The sequence below is a fragment of the Streptomyces hydrogenans genome, assembly GCF_014656075.1.
Taxonomy (GTDB): Bacteria; Actinomycetota; Actinomycetes; order Streptomycetales; family Streptomycetaceae; genus Streptomyces; species Streptomyces hydrogenans.
Genome location: NZ_BNBS01000002.1, coordinates 123150 through 139820 on the forward strand (window position 1 = coordinate 123150; position 16671 = coordinate 139820).

The 16671-nt window shown below is 69.6% G+C and carries 17 protein-coding genes; 7 read left to right on the forward strand and 10 right to left on the reverse strand.

The genetic code is table 11. The features are described 5' to 3' along the window. Positions 1 to 181 precede the first annotated feature (181 nt). Both IE321_RS02010 and IE321_RS02015 read left to right on the forward strand, forming a co-directional pair. Positions 182 to 700, forward strand: a complete 519-nt coding sequence (locus IE321_RS02010) for a peptidylprolyl isomerase (RefSeq protein WP_043222755.1) — start codon at positions 182 to 184, stop codon at positions 698 to 700. A gap of 23 nt (positions 701 to 723) precedes the next feature. Beyond that, positions 724 to 1590: a rhomboid family intramembrane serine protease gene (locus tag IE321_RS02015; RefSeq protein ID WP_043222758.1), complete on the forward strand. Its 867-nt coding sequence runs from the start codon at positions 724 to 726 to the stop codon at positions 1588 to 1590. A 303-nt stretch (positions 1591 to 1893) separates the two neighbouring features. Here IE321_RS02015 and crgA read toward each other — a convergent pair whose 3' ends face one another. Next, positions 1894 to 2148 (reverse strand): cell division protein CrgA, encoded by a 255-nt coding sequence (gene crgA / locus IE321_RS02020; protein ID WP_043222763.1) that lies wholly within the window; start codon positions 2146 to 2148, stop codon positions 1894 to 1896. Between the two features lie 140 nt (positions 2149 to 2288). On the opposite strand from crgA, the gene IE321_RS02025 reads away from it, so the two are divergent. From IE321_RS02025 to IE321_RS02045, 5 genes are all read left to right on the forward strand, one after another. Further along, a complete protein-coding gene (locus IE321_RS02025) occupies positions 2289 to 3068 on the forward strand; it encodes a DUF881 domain-containing protein (protein WP_190221482.1) in 780 nt (259 codons plus the stop codon). Positions 3069 to 3151: 83 nt separating this feature from the next. Beyond that, complete coding sequence (locus IE321_RS02030; RefSeq protein WP_158983227.1) at positions 3152 to 3346, forward strand: hypothetical protein; 195 nt, start codon at positions 3152 to 3154, stop codon at positions 3344 to 3346. After that, positions 3343 to 3981, forward strand: coding sequence for an aminodeoxychorismate/anthranilate synthase component II (locus IE321_RS02035; RefSeq protein WP_190221483.1), 639 nt, complete (start codon positions 3343 to 3345; stop codon positions 3979 to 3981). The genes IE321_RS02030 and IE321_RS02035 overlap by 4 nt, the downstream gene beginning before the upstream one ends. Then, entirely contained in the window at positions 3978 to 5291 is a 1314-nt protein-coding gene (locus IE321_RS02040; protein WP_190221484.1) for a class E sortase, read from the forward strand. The genes IE321_RS02035 and IE321_RS02040 overlap by 4 nt, the downstream gene beginning before the upstream one ends. A gap of 36 nt (positions 5292 to 5327) precedes the next feature. Continuing rightward, positions 5328 to 6005, forward strand: a complete 678-nt coding sequence (locus tag IE321_RS02045; RefSeq protein ID WP_043222775.1) for a class E sortase — start codon at positions 5328 to 5330, stop codon at positions 6003 to 6005. An 81-nt stretch (positions 6006 to 6086) separates the two neighbouring features. On the opposite strand, the gene IE321_RS02050 is transcribed toward IE321_RS02045, so the two are convergent. The 9 genes from IE321_RS02050 to IE321_RS02090 form a co-directional block, all read right to left on the reverse strand. Further along, entirely contained in the window at positions 6087 to 6572 is a 486-nt protein-coding gene (locus tag IE321_RS02050; protein ID WP_190221485.1) for a hypothetical protein, read from the reverse strand. A 217-nt stretch (positions 6573 to 6789) separates the two neighbouring features. Next, positions 6790 to 7785 (reverse strand): hypothetical protein, encoded by a 996-nt coding sequence (locus IE321_RS02055; RefSeq protein ID WP_190221486.1) that lies wholly within the window; start codon positions 7783 to 7785, stop codon positions 6790 to 6792. Between the two features lie 119 nt (positions 7786 to 7904). Then, positions 7905 to 8279 (reverse strand): hypothetical protein, encoded by a 375-nt coding sequence (locus IE321_RS02060; RefSeq protein WP_226652163.1) that lies wholly within the window; start codon positions 8277 to 8279, stop codon positions 7905 to 7907. Positions 8280 to 8532: 253 nt separating this feature from the next. Continuing rightward, the gene (gene pknB, locus IE321_RS02065; RefSeq protein ID WP_190221488.1) at positions 8533 to 10566 is read right to left on the reverse strand and encodes a Stk1 family PASTA domain-containing Ser/Thr kinase; all 2034 of its coding nucleotides are present in this window, start codon (positions 10564 to 10566) and stop codon (positions 8533 to 8535) included. A 158-nt stretch (positions 10567 to 10724) separates the two neighbouring features. Continuing rightward, positions 10725 to 12191: a peptidoglycan D,D-transpeptidase FtsI family protein gene (locus IE321_RS02070; RefSeq protein ID WP_043222781.1), complete on the reverse strand. Its 1467-nt coding sequence runs from the start codon at positions 12189 to 12191 to the stop codon at positions 10725 to 10727. After that, entirely contained in the window at positions 12188 to 13630 is a 1443-nt protein-coding gene (locus IE321_RS02075; protein WP_043222782.1) for an FtsW/RodA/SpoVE family cell cycle protein, read from the reverse strand. The genes IE321_RS02070 and IE321_RS02075 overlap by 4 nt, the downstream gene beginning before the upstream one ends. A 26-nt stretch (positions 13631 to 13656) precedes the next feature. Further along, positions 13657 to 15141 (reverse strand): Stp1/IreP family PP2C-type Ser/Thr phosphatase, encoded by a 1485-nt coding sequence (locus IE321_RS02080; protein WP_043222784.1) that lies wholly within the window; start codon positions 15139 to 15141, stop codon positions 13657 to 13659. Positions 15142 to 15237: 96 nt separating this feature from the next. Continuing rightward, on the reverse strand, positions 15238 to 15771 hold the full coding sequence (locus tag IE321_RS02085) for an FHA domain-containing protein FhaB/FipA (RefSeq protein ID WP_190221489.1): 534 nt from the start codon (positions 15769 to 15771) through the stop codon (positions 15238 to 15240). Between the two features lie 10 nt (positions 15772 to 15781). Beyond that, entirely contained in the window at positions 15782 to 16642 is an 861-nt protein-coding gene (locus IE321_RS02090; protein WP_043222788.1) for an FHA domain-containing protein, read from the reverse strand. Positions 16643 to 16671: the final 29 nt, after the last annotated feature.

Below are 16671 nucleotides of genomic sequence, written 5' to 3' on the forward strand. Positions count from 1 at the left end.
ATCATGCCTGCCGGAACGAAGTCCGGCATGCGGGGCTGGCATCCGGGGCATGCGGGGGACGCGGGCGGGCCGTTCGGGGCCGGTCCGGCATGCGAGGATCGACTCGCCAGGGCCGCGGACGCGTGAGGCGATCCGTTCCGCGGTGTGACGCACGACCAGGGAGGGATGGCGGACCGTGGCCATGCCGTACGCGATCCTCAAGACCAGCGCGGGCGACATCGAGGTGCGCCTGCTGCCGTTCCACGCGCCGAAGACGGTGCGGAACTTCACCGAGCTCGCCTCGGGCGGCCGCGAGTGGACCCATCCGGGCACCGGGGAGGTCTCCAGCGGCCCCCTCTACGACGGCACGGTCTTCCACCGGGTCATCGGCGACTTCATGATCCAGGGCGGCGACCCGCTGGGCACCGGCACGGGCGGCCCCGGGTACGAGTTCCCGGACGAGTTCCACCCCGAGCTGTGGTTCGACCGGCCGTACCTGCTGGCGATGGCCAACGCCGGGCCGGGCACCAACGGCTCGCAGTTCTTCATCACGGTCGGCCCCGCGACCTGGCTCAACCGCAAGCACACCATCTTCGGCGAGGTCGTGGACGCGAAGAGCCGGGCCGTCGTGGACGCCATCGCGAAGGTCCCCACCGACGCGCAGACCCAGCGGCCGCTGACGGACGTCGTGGTCGAGTCCGTGGTGATCGAGCAGCGCTGACCGGGAAGGACGGGACCCCGCGCATGGACACCCAGTCCGGACCGCCGCACTGCTACCGCCATCCCGGCACCGAGACGGGCATCCGCTGCACCCGCTGCGAGAAGCCCATCTGCCCGGAGTGCATGATCTCCGCCTCCGTCGGCTTCCAGTGCCCCGACTGCGTCCGCAGCGGCTCGGGCACCGGGCACGCGGCCGACGCCAACCAGGCCAGGACGCTCGCGGGCGGCCGGGTCAGGACCGACGACCGGCTGGTGACCAAGGTCCTCATCGGGATCTGCGTCCTGGTCTACGGCCTGGTGCTGATCCTCGGCGACCGGTTCGTCGACGAGCTCGTGCTGATCGGGTACGCGTTCAACCCGCTGCTCGGGGAGGTCGTCGGGGTCGCGGACGGCGAGTGGTACCGGCTGCTCACCGCCACGGTCCTGCACCAGGAGCCGTGGCACATCCTCTTCAACCTGATCGGCCTGTGGGTGATCGGCGGGATCGTCGAGCCCGAGCTGGGCCGGTCCCGGTACGCGCTGCTGTGCCTGCTTTCCGGCCTCTCCGGCTCGGTCCTCGCCTATGTGGTCGCCGCCCCGAACCAGCCCTCGCTGGGCGCCTCGGGGATCGTCTACGGCCTCATCGGCGCCTGGGTGGTGCTGGCCCGCCGGCGGCGTCACGACATGCGGCCGGTGGTCCTCTTCGTGGCGCTCTCCCTGCTGATGACGTTCACCCGTCCGGGGATCTCCTGGGAGGCGCACGTCGGTGGACTGGTGGCCGGAGTGCTGGTGACGTACGCGCTCGTGCAGGCGCCCCGGTCCCGTCGGGAGCTGATCCAGTACGGCGCCTGTGGACTGCTGCTGCTGATCGACGTGGGGGTCGTGACGGCCCGGACCTTCGCGCTCACCTGAGCGCGAACGGCTGTGGACGAGCTGGGGACGTGAGCTTTCCCCAAAGTTATCCACAGTGTGTGGCGAGTTCTCCCCACCCTGCGGGGCATGACCGAGCCCCCTGCCTCTGACCTGGGATTTCTCCCGGGAGGCAGGGGGCTCCAGCCCGCTGTGGACAAGTGATCGCAGTCATACCGGCGTCAATCCGGCGTGGGTTATCCACAGATCTTCGTAAGTTATCCAGTGCTGTGCACAACGCTGTGGATAAACTCTGGGGTGAGCTTGACGGCAGACGGGCGGACCCGCTAAGCGCCGCTAAGACGCTCACTTCCACTGTGTGGAGACACCGAACCCGGCGGCGATGAAACCGAAGCCGACCACGATGTTCCAGTTCCGGATCGACTCGATCGGAAGCGAACCGTCGGTGACGTAGAAGACCACGATCCACACCAGACCGATGGCGAACAGGGCCAGCATCACCGGGGCGACCCAGCTGCGGTTCGTCAGCTTGATGTTGGTGGCCTGCTTCGCCGGCGGGGGCGTGTAGTCGGCCTTCTTGCGGATCCGTGACTTCGGCACGAGGGACTCTCCTGTCGATGCGCTGCGTGACCGCGCAGGGAACTGTGGCTGTCGCCGGGATGTGACGTAGCAGGTCGACTGCGCCCCCCGGGCGTCCGTTAGCGTAGTGGTTCCGCGGCGCAGAAGGGGATCAGGGTACGTTGAGCAATTCCGCCGGCACTCCGGGCGAACCCCCCGCCGGACCGGGCAAGGCCACTCGCTGGCGCCCCGTCCGGCTCCTCACCCTCGCCGTCTTCGCCCTCGCGGGACTGCTCTTCGTGACCAGCTTCAACACCGCGAAGGGCACCAACATCCGCACGGACGCCTCCCTGCTGAGGCTCTCCGACCTCATCGAGGAACGCAGCCACAAGAACGCCGGCCTCGACGAGTCCACCGCCGCCCTGCGCGGCGAGGTCGACACCCTCGCGGCCCGCGACGACGGCTCGACGGCCGCCGAGGACCGCCGGCTGAAGGCCCTGGAGACCGCCGCCGGCACCACCGAGATCTCCGGCCCCGGCCTCACCGTCACCCTGAACGACGCCCCGCCCGGAGCCCAGGCCGCGCCCGGCTACCCGGAGCCGCAGGCCAACGACCTGGTCATCCACCAGCAGGACCTCCAGGCCGTCGTCAACGCCCTCTGGGAGGGCGGCGCCGAGGGCATCAGGGTCATGGACCAGCGGCTCATCTCCACCAGCGCCGTCCGCTGCGTCGGCAACACCCTGATCCTCCAGGGCCGCGTCTACTCGCCCCCCTACAAGATCACCGCCATCGGTGACCGGGGGAAGCTCGACAAGGCCCTCGCCGACTCCCCGGCGCTCCAGAACTACCAGCTGTACGTGAAGGCCTACGGGCTCGGCTGGAAGGTCGACGACCACAAGGACGTGACCCTGCCCGGCTACACCGGCGCGGTCGACCTCCACCACGCCAGGCCCGCCGCGTAGCCCGGCCGCGCGGGCCGTCCGCGGGTCCTCGTCCACAGGGTTCGGACAGCTTCCCCCCGACGGAGCCCCCGACCCGTACTCTGGTGCCCGTAACGAACGGAAGGGGCGACGACGTCATGTACGGCTGGATCTGGCGGCATCTGCCGGGGAACGCGTTCGTGCGGGCGCTGATCTCCCTCGCACTGGTCCTCGGGACCGTCTACGTCCTCTTCCAGTACGTGTTCCCCTGGGCGGAGCCGCTGCTTCCGTTCAACGATGTGACGGTGGACGGCCAGTGAGCGCGCGCATTCTCGTCGTCGACAACTACGACAGCTTCGTCTTCAACCTCGTGCAGTACCTCTACCAGCTCGGTGCCGAGTGCGAGGTGCTCCGCAACGACGAGGTGGAGCTGAGCCACGCCCAGGACGGCTTCGACGGCGTGCTGCTGTCGCCCGGCCCCGGCGCCCCCGAGCAGGCCGGCGTCTGCATCGACATGGTGCGCCACTGCGCCGCCACCGGGGTGCCGGTCTTCGGCGTCTGCCTCGGCATGCAGTCGATGGCCGTGGCCTACGGCGGCGTCGTCGACCGCGCCCCCGAGCTGCTGCACGGCAAGACCTCGCCCGTCGTCCACGAGGGCAAGGGCGTCTTCGCAGGCCTCCCCTCGCCGTTCACGGCCACCCGCTACCACTCGCTCGCCGCCGAGCCGGCCGTCCTGCCGGCCGAGCTCGAGGTGACCGCGCGGACCGAGGACGGCATCATCATGGGCCTCCGCCACCGCGAACTGCCCGTCGAGGGCGTCCAGTTCCACCCGGAGTCGGTGCTCACCGAGCACGGCCACCTGATGCTCGCCAACTGGCTGAAGCAGTGCGGAGACGAGGGAGCGGTCGGCCGGTCGGCGGGGCTCGCGCCGGTGGTGGGCAAGGCCGTCGCGTGACCACGGGCTCGCCGTGGTTCCGGGCCTCCGAGCAGCCCGGCGCCGAGCCGATACCCCCGGAGCACGGACCCGGCCCGTACGAACACGAGCGGCGGGACGCGTACGGCCACGAGCAGGGGGACCCGTACGGCTACGAGCAGCAGGCCCCGTACGGCCAGGCACCGCAGCAGGGCGGCCCGTACCCCTACCCGGCCGAGCAGCCGTACGAGACCGGCGCCGGCACCCCGTACGTCTACGACCCCGGCACCGCGTACGGCTACGAGACCGCGACTCCCGTCCACGAGGCCCCGTACGCGGGGGCAGGGCACGCGCAGGCCCCGTACGAGGAGGCCCGGCACGAGCAGGCACCGTACGCGGACGTCCCGCGGGCGGAGGCCCCGTACCCGGCGCCGCAGGAGGCCGCGTACGAGCCCGTACGCGAGCCGTACGGGGCCGAGGGGACCCGGGAGCTGCCCCAGGTCTCCGAGGAGGCCCCGGCGCCCGTGGAGCCCCTTCCCGGGCCGGGACGGGCCGAGCGCCGCCGGGCCGCCGCGAAGCAGGGCCGCGGCAAGGGCCGTACGGGACCTGGCCCGGACCGCGGGGCCCCCGCCGAGCGGCCCCTCTCACGGGTGGAGGCGCGGCGTGCCGCCCGGGAGGCCAAGGCGGCCAAGGACAGCGTCGGCGTCGTCGTCGGCGAGCTGTTCATCACCCTCGGCGTCGTCATGCTCCTCTTCGTCGCCTACCAGCTGTGGTGGACCAACGTCCTCGCCGGCCAGGAGACCAACCAGGCCAAGGAGAAGATCGAGGACACCTGGGCCAAGGGCGAGAGCAAACCCGACGTCTTCGCCCCCGGCGAGGGCTTCGCCATCATGCACATCCCCAAGCTGGACGTCGTCGTCCCCGTCGCCGAGGGCATCAGCAAGCCCAAGGTCCTCGACAAGGGCATGGTCGGCCACTACGGCGAGGGCAAACTCAAGACCGCCATGCCCGCCGACAAGCAGGGCAACTTCGCGGTCGCGGGCCACCGCAACACCCACGGCGAGCCGTTCCGCTACATCAACCGCCTCAAGCCCGGCGACCCGATCGTGGTCGAGACCCAGGACGCCTACTACACCTACGAGATGGCGAGCATCCTCCCGCAGACCGCGCCCTCGAACATCGCGGTCATCGACCCCGTCCCCAAGGGCTCCGGCTTCACCGGGCCGGGCCGCTACATCACCCTGACCACCTGCACGCCCGAGTTCACCAGCACCTACCGCATGATCGTCTGGGGAAAGCTGGTCGAGGAACGCCCTCGCAGCAAGGGAAAGCCGACCGCGCTCGTAGGCTGAGACCCCACACCTCCAGAAGGGACGAGGGCCGACCCAGTGTCACGTGCGCGCAACCGGATCGCCGGGCTCATCAGCGTCTTCGGTGAACTCCTCATCACAGCCGGCCTCGTGCTCGGACTCTTCGTCGTCTACTCGCTGTGGTGGACGAACGTCCTCGCCGACCGCGCCGCCGACAAGGAGGGCGCGCAGGTCCGCGGCGAGTGGGCCGATCCGGGCCCCGGCGCGCTCGACACCAAGGGCGGCCTCGGCTTCCTCCACGTGCCCGCCTTCGGCGGCGACGAGATCCTCGTCAAGCAGGGCACGGGCAGCACCGTCCTCAACAACGGGGTCGCCGGCTACTACACGGACCCGATCAAGTCGGCGCTCCCGCAGGACAAGCAGGGCAACTTCACGCTCGCCGCGCACCGGGACGGCCACGGGGCCAAGTTCCACAACATCCACAAGCTGAAGAACGGCGATCCGATCGTCTTCGAGTCCAAGGACACCTGGTACGTCTACAAGGTCTACAAGACGCTCCCGGAGACCACGAAGTACAACGTGGACGTCCTCCAGCAGGTCCCCGAGGAGTCCGGCAGGACCGAGCCCGGCCGGTACATCACCCTCACCACCTGCACCCCCATGTACACCTCGGACTACCGGTACATCGTCTGGGGAGAGCTGGCCCGCACGGAGAAGGTCGACGCCGAGCGGACGCCCCCGGCGGAGCTGCGCTGAGGCGCGGCCGACGGCCGAGGGACGGCGGACGGACGCACGACGGCCCGGCGGAGAACCGCCGGGCCGTCGTGGATCGCGCCACTATCCGCAGTGGGTGGCCTTGCTGTTGAACGAAGCCTGCGAGGAGCTCGGGCCGCTGGTGAGGCTGTTGATGCCGGTCACCGAGATGCACCGGCCGGCCGCGGAGATGCTGACCGGGCCCGCGTACTGGCTGTAGGTGATGCCCGTGGTGGACGGGTCCTGGACGTAGGTGTCCTGGACGCAGGTGGAGCCCGCCGTGGTGCCGGCGACACACTTCACGATCATCACGAACTTGAAGGTGGGGGTGCCGTACCCGCCGGCCGCCGTCGCCACGTTGACCGCACAGTTCTTGCCGGTCGAGGCGTCGTAGTACAGGTAGACGTTGCCGTAGACGCTGCCGCCCGTGGTCTTGACCTGGTACGAGTCGATCTGGCTGCCGCCGCAGCCGTAGGCGCCGGTCGCGGCGGCGGAGGCCGAGGGCGCCATGACGAAGCTGCCGGCCAGAAGCAGGAGAATTCCGGTGAGAACAGAGAATATTCGGCGCATGCCAACTCCGGTCGTGAAGAGCCTTTGGGGTTGATGATCTTGGCGTGGGCGGGTCGCCGCCGCAATGGCTCAAGAAGTCCGTAGCGCCTATGTCGTGATAGATGCCGGGGTGTTGAGCGTCACAGGTCCCAAGTGTTTGGGCGGGGTCGGTGACACATATCGCCGGGAGTTGTCGTGAATGGTCGGCGTGAGGGCCCGCGCACCGGTACGTCCGAATTCACGACCGCTCGCCCTGAAGCAGCTCGTTCGCGGCTCGCATCCTGAATTCCAGGCCTTTTCGCACCTCGGCCATGGCGGCCGCGTTCTCGGCGAGTGCCTTCTCCTGGTACGCGTGGTCCACCGCGTACCAGACGCCCACCACGTTGTGCTCGTGCCGACAGGCGGCGTCGGCCGTCGCCACCCGCAGTTCCCGGGCCGTGGGCCGGGGCGTCCTCCGCCAGGCCGGGTCGCCGCCCGCCGCCAGCGGGTCCGGGTAGGCGAAACCCCTGCTTTTCATGCACCGCGACCACTCGGCGAACACCGCCCGGGTCCGTCCGTCCTGCTGGGATTCGTTCAGCGTCCGCATTTTCAGGTCGATGGCGATCTGCGGGTCGTACAGCGCGCCGTCCGCGCTTCCGGTCAATTCCTTGAAGCTCTCGCCCATGCAGCCGTGATACGGCACGGTCCGTCCGTTGACGACCTGGCCGCCCGGACCGAAAGCCTTCTGGGGGTCGGACGTGCCGCGCCCGGCGGCGACCATCTCCGGACTCACCGACCGGGTGGGCGCCGCGGAAGAAGCCCCTTCCGCGGGAATCCCCCCTTCGGGGTGGTATCCCCAGGTGGCCATCAGCCGGGCGTTCTGGCTTCCGTAGCGGCCGTCCATCCGCGTGACGGGAGCGTCGCTGTCCCGGGGGCCCGGGGATTCGAGCGGCGGCACGTGGTCGAAGCCGAAGCGCGCCATGCAGCGGGCGAGGGACTTCGCGTACGCCTGGCTGAGGGCCGTGAACTGGCCCGGATTCACCAGGTACGGATCCAGCGGCAGCGGCTTGTCGTTCGCGGAGTCGAGGACCGGCACGGAGCGGACGGGGGGCGGGGTCCGCGCGCCGTCACGAGCCGCCGTGCCGGCGGTCCCGGGGCGCTCGGCGCCGGTCTCTGCCCCGTTCCCCGCGCAGCCGGCCACGAGCAGCGGCAGGACGATCAGGGAGGCGGCGGTACGGAACGCGCGGCGAGACACCTGGGCGATCTCTTTCGGTACGGGGGTGCGGGAGTGCGGAGTGCGGGGCGATGGAGTGCGGGGCGGTGGGCGCCCGGCCGGGGTGACGGCCGGGCGCCCACCGCGGGTGCCAGGGGGTGTCAGCCGACCTGGGACGGGCCGAGCTTGCCCGACGCGTTGTCGTTCTTCAGCGGCTCGGAAAGGTTGATGAGGGTGCCCGGCGAGACCGTGACGCAGGCGACCCGGCAGTCGTAGTTGCTGTTGTAGTAGAGGTAGAAGTTCCGCGGCGTCGCCCGGTTGTCCACCGCGGCGGCGTTGTTCTTCACCGAGACGCCGGCACCGGTGCTGCCGTTGTCACCGGCCTTGAAGTAGTAGCCCGAGTAGTCGGAAATGCTGCCACTCTGTGCGAAGTAGGCGCCGTATCCGTACGAACTGGAGCTGTAGTAGAGGCACACCTCGTCGAAAAGGCAGTCGTAAGCGGGGGCCGCCGAGGCCGTACCGGCCGATACCACCACGGCGCCGAAAGCCACGAAACCCGCGGCAAGTGCTTTTCCGACACGCATCTCTTTTTTCTCCTCATGGCATGGTTCAAGGGTGATCCGCTGAAACGCCTGAGTGTATCGCCGTTCTGCTTCGGCCGGTGGGGCGATTTTCCCCGGCTGAATTTATTCAGGTAAATAGCCGGATCGATTGATGTGTCGCTTTATAAAGGAATGGCCCCGGAATCAGTGATTCCGGGGCCATTTCCTGCTCAGGAGCGGGCGGGCGTCAGTCGAACCAGCCGCCGATGTTGCCGCTGTTGTCGCCGTTGTCACCGTTGTTTCCGCCGTTGGGCTGCTGCCCGCCGTTGTTGTCCATGGTGACCAGGGTGACCGTGTCGCCCTGCTTGACCGGCGTGCCGGGGGCCGGGAGCGACTGGCGCACCTGGGCGTCGTCCTTGTCGACACCGACCACGACGACCGTGACGCCCTGGCCCTGGAGGTTGTCCCGGACCTCCTTGAGCGACTTGCCGACGATGTCCGCCGGGATCACGATCTGGGCCTGCGCCGGGCCCTTGGAGACCTTCAGGACGATCTCGACGGTCAGCGGCTGGTTGCTCGGACCCGCCGGGGTCTGCTCCACCACCATGCCCTTGGGCTGGTCGCTGTCGACCTCCTCCTGCTTCACGTTGGTGAAGCCGAGGCCGGTCAGCTGCTGGAGCGCCAGGCTCACGTCGCGGTTCGTCACCGGCGGCAGCTGCGTCAGCTTCTGCTTGGCGACGGTGAGGGTCACCGTGGAGCTCTTCTCGGCCTTGGTGCCGTTCTGCGGGTCCTGCCGCAGCACGGTGCCGGGGTCCTCCTCGGACTCCTCCTCCTCGACCTTGACCTTGAAGCCCTTGCCCTCCAGGGTCTCCTTCGCCCGCTGGAGCGACTGCTCCTGGACGTCGGGGACCTCCACGAGCGGCGCGCCCTCGGAGACCCACACCTGGATGGTGCCGTCGACCTCCATCTTGCCGGCGCCGTCGGCGACCGGGTCCTGGCGGCAGATCGCACCGGTGGGCTGGTCGCAACGCTCCTTGCCCGCCTCCTGGACCTTCACCTGGGCGTTGAGCGCGGACTTCTGCGCCTCGGGCATCGTCTGCCCGACGAGCGGCGGCACCAGCGTCTGCTGCGGGGTGTCGTTGGTGTCCATGAGGTAGCGGGCGATGAAGATCGCGCCGACAAGCACCAGGACGCCGCAGAGGGCCAGCAGGATCGTCGAGGCGTTCGACTTCTTCTGGCCGCCGCGCCGGCGGTCCGGGCGGTCGTCGTAGCCGTCGTACCCGCCGTAGCCCCCGCCGTCCGGCGGGACCGGAGGCATCATCGAGGTCTGGCCGACCGGGTCGGTCTGCCGCAGCGCCGTGGTCGGCTGGTCGTCCGGCGGGTAGCCGTAGCCGCTGTACGCCGGGGCCGCCATGCCCATCGCGGCGGCGGCCGCCACCGGCTGCCCGTCCAGGCACGCCTCGATGTCCGCGCGCATCTCGTCGGCGGACTGGTAGCGGTAGTCGGGGTCCTTGACCAGGGCCTTGAGGACGATGGCGTCCATCTCAGGCGTGATCTCGGCGTCGAAGTTGCTCGGCTGCTGCGGCTCTTCGCGGACGTGCTGGTAGGCGACGGCCACGGGGGAGTCGCCGATGAACGGCGGCCGGACGGTGAGGAGTTCGTACAGCAGGCAGCCGGTGGAGTACAGGTCGGAGCGGGCGTCGACCTGCTCGCCCTTGGCCTGCTCCGGGGAGAGGTACTGGGCGGTGCCGATGACCGCGGCGGTCTGCGTCATGGTCATGCCCGCGTCGCCCATGGCGCGCGCGATGCCGAAGTCCATGACCTTGACCTGGCCGGTGCGGGTCAGCATCACGTTCGCGGGCTTGATGTCGCGGTGCACGATGCCGGCGCGGTGCGAGTACTCCAGCGCCTGCAGGATGCCGACCGTCATCTCCAGCGTGCGCTCGGGAAGCAGCTTGCGGCCCGAGTGCAGCAGCTCGCGAAGGGTCGAGCCGTCGACGTACTCCATGACGATGTACGGGATGGAGACCCCGTCGACGTAGTCCTCGCCGGTGTCGTAGACGGCGACGATCGCCGGGTGGTTCAGGGAGGCGGCGGACTGTGCCTCGCGGCGGAACCGGGCCTGGAAGGACGGGTCACGGGCCAGGTCGGCCCGCAGCGTCTTCACGGCGACGGTGCGACCGAGCCGGGTGTCCTGGGCGAGGTACACCTCGGCCATGCCACCACGGCCGAGCACCGAGCCCAGCTCGTACCGGCCGCCGAGGCGACGCGGCTCTTCCATAGCTAATCCAGCCCTCTCCGTCTGTCCCGACCGCACCCTGGGGTGGTCCGGCGGTGTGTGCTGTCCGCGCATACGGTACCGGCCCCGAAGAGCCGTACCGCGCGCGGAGGGCAGCTGATACCCGACCGGTACCTGGCGGGCACCGGCCCTTCGCAAGATCAGCCGCGGCTCTTCAGAACGGCCTTCATGACCGCCTTCGCGATCGGTGCGGCGAGACCGCCACCGCTGATGTCCTCACGGCCGACGCCCTCGGCGTCCTCGACGATCACGGCGACGGCGACCGGGGAACCCTTGTCCGTCTTGGCGTACGAGATGAACCAGGCGTAGGGCCGCTTGGCGTTCTTCTCGCCGTGCTGCGCGGTACCCGTCTTGCCGCCGACCTTCACGCCGCTCATGTTCAGGTCGGCCTTGGCGCCGGTGCCCTTGGCGACGACGTTCTCCATCATGGCCTGGAGCTTCTGGGCGTTCTCCGGCGAGACGGGCTGGCTCATCTGCTCCGGCTCGTTCTGCTTGATCACGTCCAGGTTCGGCGCGCGCAGCTGGTCGACCATGTACGGCTTCATCAGCTTGCCGTCGTTCGCGATCGCCGCCGTGACCATCGCCATCTGGAGCGGGGTGGTCGCGGTGTTGAACTGACCGATCGAGGAGAGCGCGTTGCCACCTCGGTCGGCGTTCTTGTCGTAGACCGACGCGGCGGAGCGGACCGGCGTGAACTGCTCGGCGTTGAAGCCGAACTTCTCCGCCATCTCGTTCATCTTCTCGACGCCGACGTCGTCACCGAGCTTGGCGAAGACCGAGTTGCAGGAGACCCGCAGCGCCTCGTTGAGGCTGGCGTTGGCGCAGCCGCCCGAGTGGTTCTTCATCGGCAGCGTGGAGAGCGGGATCTTCCAGCCCTCGGGTGTGTCCGTCGACGCGTCGATGTCCTTGACCTTGCCGGACTCCAGCGCGGCGGCGGCCGTCACGACCTTGAACACGGAGCCGGGCGGGTAGATCTCGCGCAGGGCGCGGTTCTGCTTCGGCTTGTTCTTGTCCTTCTCCAGGCCGACCCAGGCCTTCTCGTCCTTGTCGGAGTAGCCGGCGAAGGAGGCCGGGTCGTACGACGGGGTGGACGCGAGCGCCAGGATCTTGCCGGTCGACGGCTCGATCGCGACGACGGCGCCCGTGTTGTTGCCCAGGCCCTCGAAGGCGGCCTTCTGCGCGGCGCCGTTGAGGGTCGTGACGACGTCGCCGCCCTTCTTCTTCTCGCCGGTGAACATGGCGAGCGTGCGGTCGAAGAAGAGCCGGTCGTCGTTGCCGGTGAGGATGCCGTCCTCGATCTTCTCGATCTGGTTGGCGTCGTACGCCTGCGAGGCGTAGCCGGTCACCGGGGCCCACATGGGGCCGTCCACGTAGGTCCGCTTGAACTTGTAGAACTTGTCGCCCGAGTCGACGGAGCCGGTGATCGGCTGTCCGTCGACGATGATGTTGCCGCGCTCGTTCGAGTAGCGCTCGATCTGGATGCGCCGGTTCTTGGGGTTGGCGTTCAGCTCGTCGGCACGGACGAACTGGAGCCAGTTGTCGCGCAGGAGCAGGGCGAGGACGAGCAGGCCGCAGAAGATCGCGACCCGGCGCAGCGGCTTGTTCACGGACGGACCACCTGGGTCATCTCGGCGTCGGGATTCGGTGCGGGGGAGGGCGCCGGACGGCGCGCGGTGTCGCTGATCCGGATCAGGATGCCGATCAGGGCCCAGTTGGCGATCACGGACGAACCGCCGTACGCGAGGAACGGCATCGTCATGCCGGTGAGCGGGATGAGGCCCATCACACCGCCGGCCACGACGAAGATCTGCAGCGCGAAGGCGCCGGAGAGGCCCATCGCGAGCAGCTTGCCGAAGGGGTCGCGGGCGGCGAGGGAGGTGCGGATGCCGCGCTCGATGATCAGGCCGTACAGCAGCAGGAAGACCATGACGCCGGTCAGGCCGAGCTCCTCGCCGACGGTGGCGAAGATGAAGTCGGAGTTGGCGGCGAACTGGATGAGGTCGGAGTTGCCCTGACCGAGGCCGGTGCCGAGGATGCCGCCGGAGCCGAAGGACATCAGCACCTGCGTCATCTGGTCACAGGCGTACGCCATGTTCGAGCCCTCGGGGGCCGTCTTGAGGCACTCGAAGGGGTCGAGCCAGGCCGCCACGCGGGACTGCACGTGACTGGCGGTCGAACCGACGACCACCGCGCCCGCGACGGCCATCAGCAGACCCATGACGATCCAGCTGGTCCGCTCGGTCGCCACGTACAGCATGATCACGAACATGCCGAAGAACAGCAGCGAGGTGCCGAGGTCGTTCTCGAAGACCAGGATGAGGAGGCTGACCGCCCAGATCGTCAGGATCGGGCCGAGGTCACGGCCGCGCGGCAGGTAGAGCCCCATGAAGCGGCGGCTGGCCAGGGCCAGCGCGTCCCTCTTCACCATCAGGTAGCCGGAGAAGAAGACGGCGAGGACGAGCTTGGCGAACTCACCGGGCTGGATCGAGAAGCCGCCGATCCGGATCCAGATCTTGGCGCCGAAGACGTCCGTGCCGAGCCCGGGGACCAGCGGCAGCAGCAGCAGCACGAGCGCCACCACCATGGAGATGTACGTGTAGCGCTGCAGGACCCGGTGGTCCTTGAGCAGCAGCAGCACGCCCACGAACATGGCGATGCCGATCGCCGAGTACATCATCTGGTTCGGCGCGGACGGGCTGAACGCCCCGTAGCTGCGCTTCGCCAGCGAGATCAGCCGCGGCGACTGGTCCAGCCGCCAGATCAGCACCAGGCCCATGCCGTTGAGCAGGGTCGCCAGCGGCAGCAGCAGCGGGTCCGCGTACGGCGCCCACTTGCGTACGACGAGGTGGGCGACGGTCGCGAGAAGCGCCAGGCCGAGTCCGTAGCCGAGCATGCCGGAGGGCACTTCGCCATCCAGCGCGAGCCCCACGTTGAGGTACGCGAACACCGGGATCGCGACGGCGAAGGCGAGCAGCGCCAGCTCGGTGTTGCGGCGGCTCGGCGCCTCGATCGCGCCGATGGTGGTCGTGTTGGTGACAACGCTCATGGTGGTGAAAGGCCCCCTACGGGTGCTTACTGCTTGCCGCAGTTCGAGGCCAGCTTCTGCTCCTCCGCGGTGAGGGTGGGACCCGGGGTCGGAGCGGCTGTGGTGGGCTTGGATTCGGGCTTGGCTTCGGCGCCGTCGGCCGGCTTCTCGGCCGCCTTCTCCTTGTCGGCCTTCTCCTTGGCCACGCGGCGCTCTTCGGTCTTCTTGCAGGCCGAGGCCTGCACGGCCAGCTCGGAGATCTTCGTCTGGGCCTTGGCGAGGCTGCCGCCCGCGATCGTGTCCTCGACCTGCTTCCGCTGGTAGGCGGGGAGGTACTTGAGTTCGATCTCGGGGTGGTCCTTCTCGACCTCCGAGAGCTTCACCCAGGCGAGGTCCTGGCTGATGCCCCGGTACAGCGCCACGTGCTCGGCGTTGGAGCCCACGAAGTACTGGGTCTGGGTCCACCGCCAGCCGCCGTACGCGCCGCCGCCGAGGACGCCGAGCGCGAGGACGAGGATCAGGGTGCGCCCGATCCACCGCCGCTTGCGGCGCGGCTTGACGAAGTCCTCCTCGTCGTACGAGTCGAAGGCGCCGTGCGGCGGCCCGCCGTACCCGTGGTCGTCGCCGCTGCCGGGCGGGCCGAAGCCGCCGGCGGGCGGCTGGTGGTGCGGGGCGGTGCGGCCGAGCCCGGAGGCACGGCCGGCCGGGGTCTGCATCGCGCCGCCGTCGTTCAGCTGCTGCTGGTTCTCGGCGACCGCGCCGACGACGACGGGGGTGTCGCTGAGGTGGCCGGCGAGGGTGTCGCCGCCGTCGACGTCGAGGACGTCGGCGACGATCACCGTGATGTTGTCGGGGCCGCCGCCGCGCAGCGCGAGCTGGATCAGCTCCTGCACGGTCTCCTGCGGGCCCTGGTAGCTGGCGAGGGTGTCCTCGAGGGTCTGGTGCGAGACCACTCCGGACAGGCCGTCGGAGCAGATCAGGTACCGGTCGCCGGCACGGACCTCACGGATGGACAGGTCGGGCTCGACGTGGTCGCCACTGCCGAGCGCGCGCATCAGGAGCGAACGCTGCGGGTGGGTGGTGGCCTCCTCCTCGGTGATCCGGCCCTCGTCCACGAGCCGCTGGACCCAGGTGTGGTCCTGGGTGATCTGCGTCAGGACGCCGTCGCGCAGCAGGTACGCGCGGGAGTCGCCGACGTGCACGAGGCCGAGGCGCTGCCCGGTCCACAGCAGGGCGGTGAGCGTGGTGCCCATGCCCTCCAGCTGCGGGTCCTCCTCGACCATCATCCGGAGCTGGTCGTTGGCGCGCTGCACCGCCGTGCCCAGCGAGGTGAGGATGTCGGAACCCGGGATGTCGTCGTCGAGGACGACGAGCGTCGAGATCACCTCGGAGGAGGCGACCTCGCCGGCGGCCTGGCCGCCCATGCCGTCGGCGATCGCGAGGAGACGGGGACCGGCGTAACCGGAGTCCTCGTTCCCCTCGCGGATCATGCCCTTGTGCGAGCCCGCGGCGAATCGCAGGGACAGACTCATGCCCACCTGCCCTGTCGCCGCTGCATCGGGGTACAGCCGGTCTCGACCCACACTGCCCACCCTCCGGTCGCTCCGGTCAGCTCGCTCATTGTCGTACTACTTCCGCAGCTCGATGACGGTCTTGCCGATGCGGATCGGCGCCCCCAGCGGAATCGGCGTCGGGGTGGTGAGGCGGGTCCGGTCGAGGTACGTGCCGTTCGTGGACCCGAGGTCCTCGACGATCCACTGGCCGTCCCGGTCGGGGTAGATCCGGGCGTGCCGGCTGGACGCGTAGTCGTCGTCCAGCACGATCGTCGAGTCGTGCGCCCGCCCCAGCGTGATCGTCTGGCCCTGGAGGGCGACGGTGGTGCCGGTGAGGGTGCCCTCGGAGACGACCAGCTTCGTCGGCGCGCCGCGCCGCGACCGGCCGCCGCCGGCCGGCTGCGGCGCCTGCTGCGCACCCCGCTGCTGCGGCGGAGCGGCCTGCTGGCGCCCGCTCTGCTGGGGACGCGCCTCCTGGCGACGCGAACCGCGCTGGGTCACCCGCGTGCCGAACAGGTCACTACGGATGACCTGGACGGCCACGATGACGAACAGCCACAGAACGGCCAGGAAACCCAACCGCATGACCGTCAGGGTCAGCTCTGACATTGCCCCCGCTTCACCCTTCGGCTTGCCGGTAAACGATGGTGGTGCTGCCCACGACGATCCGCGAGCCGTCGCGGAGCGTAGCGCGGGTGGTGTGCTGCCCGTCCACCACGATGCCGTTGGTGGATCCGAGATCCTGGATCGTCGAGGGCGTTCCGGTCCGGATCTCGCAGTGCCGGCGGGACACGCCGGGATCGTCGATCCTCACGTCCGCGTCGGTGCTGCGGCCGAGGACCAGGGTCTGGCGGGAGATCTGGTGGCGGTTGCCGTTGATCTCGATCCAGCGGCGCACCTGGGTACCGCCGGACGCCGGGGGACGGCCGCCGGCGGGCCGCTGGCCCGCGCCGCCGCCCGGAGGCGACGGAGGCATCGGCGGAGCGCCGGGCGGGGGCCCCTGCGGGGGGTACCCGTAGCCGCCCTGGCCCTGTCCCTGCTGCTGATGGGGCTGGTGCTGCTGCCCGCCGTGCTGCTGCCCGCCGTGCGGCTGCGGCTGGGACGTGCTCGACGCGAGCGTACGGCTGCGCACCCGGTACAGACCGGTGTCGAGGTCGTCGGCCTTCTCCAGGTGGACCTTGATCGGGCCCATGAAGGTGTACCGCTGCTGCTTGGCGTAGTCCCGGACCAGCCCGGCGAGCTCGTCGCCCAGCTGTCCCGAGTAGGGGCTCAGGCGCTCGTAGTCGGGCGCGCTGAGCTCCACGATGAAGTCGTTGGGGACGACGGTCCGCTCGCGGTTCCAGATCTGCGCGTTGTTGTCGCACTCGCGCTGGAGCGCGCCGGCGATCTCGACCGGCTGGACCTCGGACTTGAACACCTTGGCGAAGGTGCCGTTGACCAGACCTTCGAGACGCTGCTCGAAACGCTTCAGGACTCCCATGGGGCACCTCCTCCGTCGTTGCCGTCCTG

Bases quoted from the DNA above. Each gene is read 5' to 3' on its own strand.
- IE321_RS02080 (WP_043222784.1), bottom strand. From the start codon at position 15,141: ATGAGTCTGTCCCTGCGATTCGCCGCGGGCTCGCACAAGGGCATGATC.
- IE321_RS02010 (WP_043222755.1), top strand. From the start codon at position 182: ATGCCGTACGCGATCCTCAAGACCAGCGCGGGCGACATCGAGGTGCGC.
- IE321_RS02050 (WP_190221485.1), bottom strand. From the start codon at position 6,572: ATGCGCCGAATATTCTCTGTTCTCACCGGAATTCTCCTGCTTCTGGCC.
- IE321_RS02085 (WP_190221489.1), bottom strand. From the start codon at position 15,771: ATGTCAGAGCTGACCCTGACGGTCATGCGGTTGGGTTTCCTGGCCGTT.
- IE321_RS02015 (WP_043222758.1), top strand. From the start codon at position 724: ATGGACACCCAGTCCGGACCGCCGCACTGCTACCGCCATCCCGGCACC.
- IE321_RS02090 (WP_043222788.1), bottom strand. From the start codon at position 16,642: ATGGGAGTCCTGAAGCGTTTCGAGCAGCGTCTCGAAGGTCTGGTCAAC.
- IE321_RS02075 (WP_043222782.1), bottom strand. From the start codon at position 13,630: ATGAGCGTTGTCACCAACACGACCACCATCGGCGCGATCGAGGCGCCG.
- pknB (WP_190221488.1), bottom strand. From the start codon at position 10,566: ATGGAAGAGCCGCGTCGCCTCGGCGGCCGGTACGAGCTGGGCTCGGTG.